Source organism: Nonomuraea sp. NPDC004702, from assembly GCF_053601695.1.
This window is the reverse complement of sequence record NZ_JBSGCE010000139.1, coordinates 1-11,925: the sequence shown is the minus strand read 5'-3', so window position 1 is coordinate 11,925 and position 11,925 is coordinate 1. Positions and strand designations below refer to the sequence as shown.

The 11,925-nt window shown below is 66.0% G+C and carries 8 protein-coding genes and 1 pseudogene; 7 read left to right on the top strand and 2 right to left on the bottom strand.

Annotation, left to right across the window (positions count from 1 at the left end; translation table 11 throughout):
• Positions 1-488 precede the first annotated feature (488 nt).
• Genes ACWEJ6_RS53195 through ACWEJ6_RS53185 form a run of 3 tightly spaced genes read left to right on the top strand, consistent with a single transcriptional unit; the run spans position 489 to position 5,215 of the window.
• Complete coding sequence (locus ACWEJ6_RS53195) at positions 489-914, top strand: hypothetical protein (RefSeq protein WP_452433329.1); 426 nt, start codon at positions 489-491, stop codon at positions 912-914.
• On the top strand, positions 911-3,088 hold the full coding sequence (locus ACWEJ6_RS53190) for a hypothetical protein (RefSeq protein WP_452433327.1): 2,178 nt from the start codon (positions 911-913) through the stop codon (positions 3,086-3,088). The genes ACWEJ6_RS53195 and ACWEJ6_RS53190 overlap by 4 nt, the downstream gene beginning before the upstream one ends.
• Before the next feature lie 12 nt (positions 3,089-3,100).
• The gene (locus tag ACWEJ6_RS53185) at positions 3,101-5,215 is read left to right on the top strand and encodes a hypothetical protein (protein WP_452433326.1); all 2,115 of its coding nucleotides are present in this window, start codon (positions 3,101-3,103) and stop codon (positions 5,213-5,215) included.
• A 28-nt stretch (positions 5,216-5,243) separates the two neighbouring features.
• Here ACWEJ6_RS53185 and ACWEJ6_RS53180 read toward each other — a convergent pair.
• A pseudogene (locus tag ACWEJ6_RS53180) lies at positions 5,244-5,480 on the bottom strand (IS982 family transposase); the annotation flags it as partial.
• Positions 5,481-6,326: 846 nt separating this feature from the next.
• Here ACWEJ6_RS53180 and ACWEJ6_RS53175 point away from each other — a divergent pair.
• A complete protein-coding gene (locus ACWEJ6_RS53175; protein WP_452433325.1) occupies positions 6,327-7,934 on the top strand; it encodes a restriction endonuclease in 1,608 nt (535 codons plus the stop codon).
• Between the two features lie 510 nt (positions 7,935-8,444).
• Here the strand turns inward: ACWEJ6_RS53175 and ACWEJ6_RS53170 are convergent.
• A complete protein-coding gene (locus ACWEJ6_RS53170; protein ID WP_452433323.1) occupies positions 8,445-8,939 on the bottom strand; it encodes a mycothiol transferase in 495 nt (164 codons plus the stop codon).
• 426 nt (positions 8,940-9,365) lie between these two features.
• Between ACWEJ6_RS53170 and ACWEJ6_RS53165 the strand changes: the two genes are divergently transcribed.
• The 3 genes from ACWEJ6_RS53165 to ACWEJ6_RS53155 all read left to right on the top strand — a co-directional run bounded on the left by ACWEJ6_RS53165 (position 9,366) and on the right by ACWEJ6_RS53155 (position 11,785).
• Positions 9,366-10,076 (top strand): HAD family hydrolase, encoded by a 711-nt coding sequence (locus ACWEJ6_RS53165; protein WP_452433322.1) that lies wholly within the window; start codon positions 9,366-9,368, stop codon positions 10,074-10,076.
• 206 nt (positions 10,077-10,282) lie between these two features.
• On the top strand, positions 10,283-11,230 hold the full coding sequence (locus tag ACWEJ6_RS53160; protein ID WP_452433321.1) for a M24 family metallopeptidase: 948 nt from the start codon (positions 10,283-10,285) through the stop codon (positions 11,228-11,230).
• A 375-nt stretch (positions 11,231-11,605) separates the two neighbouring features.
• Positions 11,606-11,785: a hypothetical protein gene (locus tag ACWEJ6_RS53155; protein WP_452433320.1), complete on the top strand. Its 180-nt coding sequence runs from the start codon at positions 11,606-11,608 to the stop codon at positions 11,783-11,785.
• The last annotated feature ends 140 nt before the right edge of the window (positions 11,786-11,925 follow it).

Sequence of the window (11,925 nt, the reverse complement as noted above, 5' to 3'; positions counted from 1 at the left end):
CCGCCGGCCAGCCGCCGGCGGAGCACGACCTGCCCAGCCCCGGCACCGTGACCCGCGTCAGGACAGACCGGTGCGTGAAGCCCCCCGAGAGGCGCGGCCACGCGCCCCGCCACCGCCGCGCCATCACCACAGCGGCAAAGACCAAGCCGACCCCCACGCCAGCACCACGAACACTGGCCAGTCACAGGACTACGCGATCGAGAGCACCGCCAGCGCTGGCTGAGCCCATTCCACACCAGCGCCATCTCCTCCGCTCGCAAGGCGCGCATCCTTCCGCCTCCGTCCCCACAGCGGGATGCCGTCCAAGCGGGCCGCGGCCGCTCAGGCCACACAAGCCCAGGTCCGCTCGCCTCCCGGCTCAGGCGAACCTACGTGCCTTTGGAGTACGGAGCACATCCCGTCGCGGGTTCGATCCGATGCCGATGAGGTCTTCCACACCCCACACGGCACAGCGCGAAATCTAGGCTTGTGGCCACCCCCCTGTCCCGATGGAGGCATTCATGTCCGGGCCTGATCAGCTGTTCGCCGCGCCGAGACCGGTCAAACTGGCGCGGGCCTGCCTGTGGGCGCAGACACTGATCCTGCTCCCGCCGCTGCTGGCGCTGATCCAGTACGCGCGGTGGGGATCCGGCGAGCTCACCGGCCCCGTCATCATCATGCTAGCCGTGCAAACGGCCGCCATTTTAGGGTTGTGCGCGCTGTCCGTCATGACCCCGAGTCGGCGTAACTGGGTGCGACTGTCCGCGATCTGGCTCCAGGCGCTGCTCGCGCTCCGCGGCCTGAGCACCATGTTCAGCGAACACGGGTTCTTCTGGGGCGCCCTGGGTCTGCTGGTAGCGGGAGTGGGAGCGACGCAACTCCTCACCGAGCCCGCCCAAGACTGGTTTCATCTGCGAGGACAGCGGGGAGCGTGAGCCAGCTGAGCGCTGAGGGACTCTTCGGCCAAGACGCCCACCGCACCGACGCCCGGGGCCAGCCACGGCGCGACCGTATGGTCTGGCGGGCCTACGCCTTCGCGGCACGGCACCTGCTCGGGCTGACGGTGCCCAGCCTGCTCGTGTTTCCGCCACTCGGCTTGATCGCCGTGTCGACGCTGCTCGTGGTCGCCGACGGGTCGGCCGCGGTGGTCAACGGCGACTTCCAGCTCATCGGCTCACTCGGCGTTCCGGTACTGGTGTGGGCAGCGGTGGTGATGGTCGCCACAGTGGCCGGACAGATGGTGGTGCTGCCCGCGACGGTGATACTCGCCGCCGGACGGCTGGTCGGCGAGAACGTCTCCGTCTCCGGCGCGATGCGGGTCGCGGCCCGGCGCTGGCCCGCGATGCTGGCACTGCTCCTAATCGGCGCGGTCGTGATCGCGGCGGACGCCGCGGCCGGCTTCGGCCTCCTCATGTGGAACGGAGCGCAGGTCACGGCGTTCGCCGTGACGGCACTCCTGGTCCTGTTCTCACTGCCGTGCCTGTTGGCCGTACCAGGCGTGGTCCTGACGAAGCGGTCCGCCAGACGCTCGCTCGCCCTGGCCTACCGGCTGACCTCCCAGGCCGCCTGGGCGACCGCGTTCACGCTGGCCTTTGGAGTCGTGATCTTTCCCGCGCTGGCTCAGCAGGCACTGAACGCGGCCACGTCGGCGATACCCATCGCGCGGATCGGGGCGGGCTGCGTTCTGGCACTGGTGGCCACACCGTTCCAGGCGACCGTGATCGCGCGACTGTTCCTTCGCCGCCTGCTGATCGCGGGCAAGAACACCGAGTTGCGGAAGATCGTGGATGGCCTGCCCCAGAGCGCGTCACACCCGGCCCGGCCCGCGCCGGTGCTCGCGGCGCTCCTCCTGCCGGCCCTGCTGTACGGCGGCGCGGTGCTGGTCAACCCGCTCGGCTGGCTGGAGGTCTCCCAGACGGCCGTCACCAAGAACCTGCCGCCCGACTCAGGCATGGAGACGTCCCAGGCGGACGGCCGCCCGCGACCGCGGCTCGATTGGTCGGACAAACTCACCCTGCGCACGGGGCCAGGGGGGCGCATGGTCATGCTCCTGGACGGCTCCCGCCAGGCGAAGCTACTGACGTGCCTGGACAGCGGCTGTGCCCAACCCCGGCTCACCTGGGCCGAGCCGGCCGCCGTCGACGCCGAGCGCATCGCCGTCAGCGCTCCCCTGGCCGACGGCCGCCTCGCCGTGACAACCTGGGCACTGGAAGAGCACTACCAATGGGTCTACGACAAGAATTGGCGCTCGCAGCTCGGGCTGCTGCTCTGCGACGCGACGGCCTGCGCACCGGCCCCCGGAGGCAAGAAGCTCGCGGAGGTGACGTGGGCCGACCGGAACAGGGAAGTCGCCCTGGCCGCGCGGCCAGGCGGCGGCCTGGTGGTCGCCCAGCTCCACGGGCTCGCCAAACAGCGCGACGTCGAGGGGGAACTGCTCTCGCTCACCATCTGTGACGATCCGGGGTGCGCCCATCCACGCGCGAAGGACGTCACCAACGTCCCCGTGTCCAGCGACACGGGCGGCGGACGCGATCTCATCGCCGGCGTGGGCCCGGACGACCGCGCCATCATGCTCCGCCTGGATCAGGACAGCGGCGCCATTCAGGTCATCTCCTGCGATGACCCCGCCTGCGCTCGAGCGCGCGTGGAGCAGCCCGTCGCGGATGAATCGCCCGATACCTCCCCCGACCGCCCCGTCCGGCCCCCCGCCGCCATGGCCATCCGGGCTGACGGTCGTCCGCTGATCGCCTACCAGGACATGGCCGACGGCACGATCAAGCTGCTCGACTGCCGCACTCGCGCGTGCTCACAGGCCGACACGGTCACGCTGACCGCACCGCGTGACCGTGTCGCGAGGCCCGCGCTGGTGCTGGATCGGGCGGGGCGGGCCTTGGTGGCCTTCAAGGACCTCGACCGCGAACAGATCGTCATCGCCACCTGTACGGGGAAGCGCTGCACACAGACTCCGGTGACGACGATTCCGCGCGGCGGCGGCAGCGGCCTGGCCATGACATTGGACGGCCGCGGCCGGCCAACGCTCGCCTGGATGAACGTCGGAGCCGGAGACGACTGGGACGTGATCGTGACCACGCCACTGACCCTTCGATGACGCGAGGAACCGGTGACCGTGATGGAATACGTCGAACGGCTGCGCGAGGGCCGCGTGGCGTTTCGGAGCTATCGGGACGCCGGGCGGCATCTGGTGCGGCTCGCGCTGCCCGGAGCGCTGGTGAACGTGCCGCTCGCCATCTTGTCCCTCCTGGCGCTGACGGTGGCGACCGGCGGCTCGGTGGCGCTGGTCAACCAGCGGTTCGAGCTGATCGGAACGTCCAACGCCCCGCTGGTGACCTGGACACTCGTGCTGGCGGCGGTCGCGCTCGCGGGACAAATGGTCGTGTTCCCCGCCACAGTCATGATCGCCGCGGGGCGCCTGGTCGACCGGCACGTGCCCCCCATCGAGGCACTACGGGCGACGGTGCGACGGCTGCCGTCCCTGCTCGTCCTGCTCCTGGTGGCCGCTGTGGCCTATGCCGCGTGCTTCGGCGTTCTCCTAGCGATCCATCAGCGATGGCTGGCCACGGTGGTACTGGCGGCAGTCGCGTACGCGGCGATGCCGGTGCTCTTGGCGGTGCCCGCCATCTTGTTGCACGGCTGCTCGGGGCTGGGCTCGATCCGCCGCGCCTACCGCCTGACCGAGCTGAGGTTCGCGCCGACCGCGTTCACGCTGGCCTTCGGAGTCATCCTCATTCCCGGCGCGGTGACCTGGGCCTTGGAGTCAGGACTGGGTCTGCTCCCCGGACCACTCGCGACCCTTGCAGGGGGCCTGGCCAGCACCGCGCTCGCGTTGGCCATCACGCCATTCCAGGCCGCTGTGGTCGCGCGCCAGTTCCTCCATTGCGTAGCCTGGCGAACCGAGGTGACCAACTCGGACCTGGAGCACGGCCTGCCCGACGGCCCGCCGCCACGCGGGGGCGGGCTGAGCCTCCTGGCGATGGCGCTGCTTCCCGGACTGCTGTGCAGCCTAGTCGTACTGACCAACCCGTTCGGGTGGCCGGAAATCACCCAGACGAACGTGACCGAGTCGTGGCAGTCGGCTAAGCGTTCCAGCTCCTCCGGCGGCGCGCCCGTGTTACGACCCAACGCCCTGCGAGATATGCACCCTGGCCGCGACACAGGACCGATCATGGTCATCGACGGCTTCGAAAACTATGCCAGCCTGCTGGCCTGTTCCGACGTCTCCTGCCGGAAGACGACTTTCACGTGGGCGGAGTCACCCGACTTCTCCACGAACGCGGCTCCTGGCGCGGTCAGCTCGCACTTGCCTGATGGCAGGCTCCTGCTGACCACCTGGTCCTCCAGCGGACTGCGGCTGCTGACATGCGAGGCGAACAAGTGCGTGCCAACCCCCAGCAGCCAGGACATCGCCAAAGCGAACTACCCCGCGCAATACACAGGGGTGGCACTGGCTCTACGGCGGAATGGCGGGCTGGCCGTCGCCTTCGCCGACAAGGAGCCGGTGAAGGGTGACGACAGCCCGACCAAGGACATCATCTCTCTCATCTTCTGCGCTGACCTCAGCTGCTCACGCCCGGAACCCAGGCAGGTCGCTCGCCTGGACGCGACCGCGTACCTGCCCGATACGCACAACCTGGCCGTCGCGATGGCACCCGGCGATCGTCCTGTCGTCGCCCGGTTCGACACCACCAGCGGCCAGATTCATGTCATCTCCTGCGCTGACGCCGTCTGCCAGCAGCCGCGCGTCACCCGACCCGTCCCTCCCTATCCGCCGGGCGTCTACGACAGGCTGGGCAGATTCATCGGCCTGGCCATGGCGATACGGGCCGATGGCCGCCCGGTGATCGCCTACCGGGACCTGAAGGATCGCGCGGCCAAGCTCCTCGACTGCCGCACGCCCGACTGCGCGCGGGCCGACGTGATCACACTGGGTCCTGGAGGCCTCTACCGTTCGACTCCGGCGCTGGTGTTGGACCGGGCAGGACGGCCGCTGGTCGCGTACCAGAACCAGGACGGAACCCGGCTCATGCTCGCTACCTGCACCGGACATCGCTGCGTTAGCACAGCAGTGGCCAAAATGAGGGGCGCCGGCGACGGTTTGGCCATGACCATGAACGGCGAGGGCAAACCGACGATCGCCTGGATCGACGACGATGGCTCGCTATTCAACGGCACGTGGGCTCTGGTCGTCACGACGCCGCTCAACCTCAGCGCGGGCTAGATGGTTGAGTCTCTGTGGGGCGAGGTGATCAGTGGTCGTAGCGGGTGAGTGACCTTTTGATCGGCTGGCCGGGTGGTCGTTGTGCCAGATGACTGCGGCCGGCGCGAGATCTTGGCGAAGACACCGACGGTGACGCCGCTGGGGTCCGGCCACCGTGTCGTTCCAGGTCGAGCTGGCTCTCGTAAGTCCGGTTGATCGACTCGATGGTCTGGCGTAACGGCTTGAACAGCCGCGCGCCGTCCCGCTCTGCGTTTCCGGCCCGGGCGCGGCCGTCGGCGCATGAGCGCCAGATGCCGGTGCTCGGCCCATACCCGGGGCGCGCTGGCAACCATGCCCAGTGGTACCTCGCGCTCATCGGTCTGGCGTCGCTCAGCCCAACAGCACCAACAGCCGCCCATGGCGCCCGGCAGATGCCGGCGCGGCCCCCAAAGGAGCCGGAGCGGGAGGCGCTGGCAGCCGCGTCGACCACGCGGCCAAGGCGCCGCGCCGCACGGTCTCCACCGTGGATTCGGCCCTTACCTCACCCTCCACCACGAGGCGCCGCGGGCCAGGACCCGGATCACCACCACCCGCCAGGACATCGACTTGCGCGGCCGCTGGCCGTAGCCCGACCGCCGAGGCGGACGGAGAAGCACGCCACATGGTTCGGCGCGCGCGTACCGCGACCAGCGGCGCCCACAGCGGCCGCCCTACAACGCCGACACCACCGCCAGCGTCACCAGCTCGACATCACTCCATGGAGACGCGGAACCCACCCGCGGCCCGCCATGGAGCCACCTCCGGCGCACTCTCCAGGTCGCCGCCCCTCACATCGAGCGCGGTCGCGAGGACATTCAGCTCGGTTGCCCACCCCGGGAATGGACACCCTCGCCCCATCCCCGCGGCTACGCCTTGGACTCATGCATCCAGAGAATTCGGCACGTACATCGATCGCTCCTGCGGCGCGTCCCATATTATCTAAACGCAATCTACGCAGACAGTCACGAAGGCGTCAGGAAGCAGCTAGTCAATCATTAAACGAAGCGATAGTTTACGTACGACTAGTCCACGCGGAGGCGGTCCCCACCGGGGAAACCCTTGGCGATGACGGCCGCAAGGCGAAGGAGAGATCGTGGCTCGGCGACGTTCCCTGGCATCGAGCATCGCTCAAATGCAGCGTGAGGCTGCCCGCGCACAGGCCCAGCGCGCACGGGCTCAGCAAGCGGCACAGCGAGAGGCCGAGCGAGCCCGGGCAGCGTACAAGCGAGCCAAAAACGCAGAAGAAAAGGAGCGTAAGCGCCTCTATCAAGAATCACGAATGGCCGACGTCGCCGCATCAAATGAAGACATTGAGCTTCGCGTGGAGGCTCTCGCGTCACTCCTCAAGGACACTCTGACCGTTGACGATCACATAAACTTCGACTCCCTTAAGATCTCCGCGAGCTTGCCTACTTGGCAACACCAGCACCTAGAAACGCCTCTACCCGCCCCTCAGTGGGAAAAGTTCGCTCCCGCGGCGCCGACCGGGCTCGGGAAAGTCTTCGGAAAGTCCAAGCACGAACAGGCCGTAGCAGACGCCCAAGCCAAATATCAGCAATCTCTCGCCCGGCATGCTGCCGATGAGCAGGCCAGAATGAGTGCTCTCGGCCAGGCGCGATCCGATTTCGCCGCAGCGGTGGAGGCCACGAAAGCCGAGGCTCGAACGCAACACGCCGAGGTCGATGCCTTTCGCGCTGAGTACCAGGCTGGGGACCCGGACGCTGTCGTCTCGTACTATGACATGGTTCTCCAGCGGTCCAATTACCCCGAGAATTTCCCGCAGAACTTCAAGATGGCTTACGTCCCCGAATCACGGCAGATCGTCGTGGAATATGAGCTCCCGTCGGTCGACGTAGTTCCTCATGTCAGAACGTTCCGGTACGTGAAGAGCACTGACACAGTCAATGAGACTGCCAGGCCGGCCACGCAAATAAAGAGCATCTACGCTTCAGTCATCGCGCAGATAGCGTTGCGGACGTTGCACGAACTCTTCGAGGCAGATCGCGGCCGCCATCTGGACGTGATCGTATTCAATGGCGTTGTCGATACGGTCGATAGAGGGTCAGGACAAAAAATTCGGCCCTGTTTAATTACTCTTCGCACGACCCGCGAAGTCTTCGCCAACTTGAACCTCTCCCAGGTGGATCCGCCCACGTGCCTCAAGCGCCTTTCAGCGGGCGTATCCAACAATCCCGCGGAGTTGACCCCTGTTCGCCCAGTCCTCGAGTTCGACATGGTGGATGCTCGGTTCGTCGAGGAGTCGGACGCCCTGTCCCTCGTAGACAGCCGCCCGAATTTGATGGAACTCAGCCCGAATGAATTCGAGTCACTCATACAGAACCTTTTCACCAAGATGGGGCTCGAGGCGCGCCAGACGCGTCCCTCGCGCGACGGCGGCGTCGACTGCGTAGCCTTCGACCCCCGGCCGATATTCGGCGGCAAGGTCGTCATCCAAGCCAAACGCTATAAGAACACTGTTGGCGTCTCCGCCGTGCGCGATCTCTTCGGCACGCTGACCAATGAAGGTGCCAGCAAGGGCATTTTGGTAACCACATCTGGATACGGTCAGGCTTCCTTCGACTTCGCCCAGAATAAACCTATAGAGCTGATCGACGGCGCCAATCTGCTGTACCTGCTGAACGAACACGCAGGACTTCAAGCGAAGATCCTGCCGCCAAACGATTGGCGAGACCCTGCCTGAACCCCCTGTCCGGCATCGCACACGAGTCATCTGGGTTGTCGCGCTACGAACCGATGGTACGAGCACTACGCGCTCATAAGCTCATCGGCACCGCCCTTCCGCCGCACCTTGGCAGCCACAAACCGGCCTTCACGGGCTTCGGCGCTAGGCTGTCGCCGCCCTCGCGCGTCCTGACCCAGCCTGCGTCGCCTCTGGCCACTGACAGCCCGACCCGGACCAACAAGGCCGAGCGAGCCGCAGCCCGCCGTCGTCGATTGCCGCTGCCCCGGCGAACAGAGCATCACCGATCACCGAGTTCGGTAACGCTCGCGGCGTAAGCCCCAGCACATGGAGACCGGAGTGCCAGATGACCATGGGACCAAGCCAGCAGGCGCGTGCTGGCGGCGTCGACGCGACCTGCCCCAGCCAATTCTCGTCAGCCGGCTGGGACTCGGTCCTGGCCGCGTGAGGGGGTACCAGCGCTAGTGCGGTGACCGCTAACGTTCACCGGGTTCAGTGACCTGCGGCCGGTCAGTCGTCGTTGACCAGCCACTGCCGTCCGTCGATCAGCTCCCGGACCGCGTCGAGCTGTCCGGCGTGCGTCGCAGTGTCGACGATCACGTGCATCAGCACTTCGCGCAAAGACCCCAGCCGCCATGACCTCGAACCGAACATCTTCGTCGGCCACCAGGCCGGCGCGGCATCGATCGCCGTCGCCCCGATGACCATGTTCGACTGCTCGATCGTCCGTCTATACCGCGCGAGCACGTCCGCACCGGAGAACTCCTCGGGGACCTTCCAACCGAACTCGCCGACCACGAGCGTGTCGATGACCTGGCGATCGGCGGTCATCGCGCCGCGAAACCAAAGCGCCTCGGACCAGGTCAAATGGTGCACCAGGTCGCGGGGCGACCAACCGGACGGCAGCACCACCTGGCGTAGTTGCCCCTCGCCAAGGCCGTCCAGGATGCCCAGGACGTGCTTGCGCTGCGAGTCCAGGTAACCGACCAGTGTTTCGCGCTCCACGACCCTTGCCCTCCCCACGATATTTGCCGACGTCAGACCATACAACAACGAGATCGGCAACCGCGTGGATCAACGTGAGCGCGGTCAAGCCGGTGCGTTGTCCACCCGGTGAACGTTCATGGTCACCGCACTAGGCATCGTGGTGGAGGGCATCGCCGAACGGGTACCCGCCGTCACGGGGCCGTTCACGAACCGGGCGCACGCCGCCCATCCCAAATTCCAGAAGCGCATCGGCGAGCTTTTGATCCTGGGGGGAGGTCCTGTTCGAGAACTGGGTACCCCCTCCACGAGCCGGATATCTGGAGCCGTGACCCGAATCTCCTTCCCGCGGGCGAACCATGAACTCTCGCACCCGCCAGTAACCCACATCGTCCGCCGGAAAAGTGGAGGGGTGACTGTGGAATTCAAGCGGCTTACACTGCCAGTGTGATTCGCGCTGTGGTGTTCGACATCGGCGAGACGCTGGTTTGCGACGATCGCCATTGGGGGTCCTGGGCTGACTGGCTCAAGGTACCCCGCCACACCATGTCCGCGCTCGTCGGCGCGGTGACGGCGCGGGGCTTGAGCAACGCCGAAGCGCTCCGCGTGATCCGCCCCGGCCTCGACCTCCAGGCCGCCTACAGGGAGCGTGAAGTCGCCGGCCAAGGCGAGTTTCTGGACGGTTCCGATCTATATCCCGACGTACGGGCCGGGCTGCAAGCCCTACGGGATATGGGCCTACGTGTCTGCGCGGCAGGGAACCAGACGGCCAAAGCCGGCGATCTGCTGCGCGGACTCAGCCTTCCCATCGACGCCATCGCCACCTCGGCGGAATGGGGTGTGGCCAAGCCGGATACCGCCTTCTTTGATCGCGTCATCAAGTTCGCCGGTGTGGCCCCCGCTGAAACGCTCTATGTCGGCGATCATCCTGGGAACGATGTCATTCCGGCCAGAAAGATGGGCCTTGTCACATGCCTCATCCGACGAGGCCCCTGGGGGCATCTCTGGAGCGACGACCCGGTCGTACCGGCCGACCTTCGAATTAATGATCTCACAGACCTGCCGGCGCTCCTGAAGGCGACCGGACGGAGCCCTGAGGCCCTCGGCGAGGCAAAACAGGCGGGTTCGGCAGAGCACGGCGGACCCACCGGCGGTTAAGGACCGCATCTGGATCACACCCCCGGCACAGGCGCCGTTTCAGGCGAGGGTGACGCCTTGGCCTGGACGCAGCGGGTGCTGAGCGGGTGAGTCATCCCAAGAGCTTCTGGTAATGGACGAAACTGAGCCAAGGCCGCCTGACTACAGGCTTTGGTGTCGCCATCGTGCCAAATCACCGAATGGTGCCGGGAGCTGAGGATAGAGTGTTGATTGACGTCCGCACCCTCGAAGGACATATCCGCATGAACGGCGACCGTGTATCAGACCCACGAATTGAAGCCATCCAGCGGACGCGCAGGATAGCGGCGAAGACCCTCGCCAAAGCCATACGCGAGGAAGCGCCGAAGCTTACCGAGCTGTCACTGTGTGCCCGCTGGGGACGGTTGCTCGCGAACCACGGCGACCTACTAACACAAGGCTGGTATCAGCCACCCCCAAATGGTCTCAGTGTACTGATCGGCACCCCACCCAACTTCGAACGCATGTCGTATGTGTCGCTACGTCACGAGGCCATGTGGCCGCGAGCGGACATCGGTCTCTACGGAAATTCGATGATATACGCCTATTGCTCGCCCATCGACCAGAGAACGAAGATGATCGGAGACCTGGGAATCACCCTCTACAACGGAGCGGACTCACAGATCAAGGATCATCTCGCCACCTGCTTCGACATCACCGCGCGGGTGGCGGCCTACGCCGAGGTTGATATGGAGTTGCGTGAACTCTACCGGTTCGCAGCGGACCTCATTGACAAGGCGGGCATGGCCAACAAGACGTTCAGTACCACAGACCAGTCGGGGGGCCTCGACGTCGGACACACCCTGCCGTGGAGCTTCAACGCGCCCACGCCCGAGGAACAGCAAGCTCTTGAAAGCGGCGATCTCCTAGTCATCGCGGAGACGATCAGCCGCGCACGCCGTTTCCTGAATGCCAAGGAGAGCCAGCGGATTCTCCCAACAATGGGTTTCACGGTGGAGCCGAGGATGGCAAGCCCGGAATGCCCGCTGGCTAGCTTTCATGTACTCATCACGTTCACCAATGGAGTGAAAAGCGTCCACGCTGATTTCTCCGAACTGCTTGACCTGTTCGACATGCCTTCATACCTGCCACGGCGAGCCCTTGAAACACTTGGCTACAGCTGCCCATCCCCTTGATCTTCCAGCGCCGAGAAGACGATGTCATGCGAGACGCGAGGTATCTTCTCAAGCAGGACGGCGAAATCGCCGTCCCTCTTGGGCCCGAAGCCGCCAGAGCGGGTCTCCTCCAATCTCGGCAAGTGAGACCAAGAGGGCGCGCGGTCCGACGGTGGGCGAGAGCGCTGCCGCGGGTGCTGAACTGCACGGACCCTCGGCCGCCAGCGGGCATCCCCGATCGGCATGCCCCTCACAATCCCGGCCGACCTCGACGAACTCGCGGTCACCGTCCACCGAGGTCAGTACACCAAGGCCGAGACCCACGTGGAAGACGCTAAGTGGTCTGCGTCGTAAATCCTTCGGGGGTTATGCGGCGGTCTCCAGTCCGGCAGGCTGATGGTCGCAGTCATCGCACTGCTGGAGGTTGGACTCTTTCTGTTCGTGTCGCTCGATCCGGGCCAGCAGGTCCTCGAGATCGGCCGGAGTGAACTTCCATCTGAAGGGCCGGGCGGTCGCGTTGTAACGCCACTCGAAGGCGACCAGCCGGTCTTCGACCTGGTCAAGACTGGTGAATAGGCTAGCGCACCGCCGCGCGTGTACTCGTGGTTGACGCGCATCGTGCGGTGCGGCAGGGGCCGCGCGGCTCGGACAACCGCCTGGTCTGACCGCTGCCGGGGGGTGACGGTCGTCTTGGCGTGACTGCCGCCTGGCGTGGC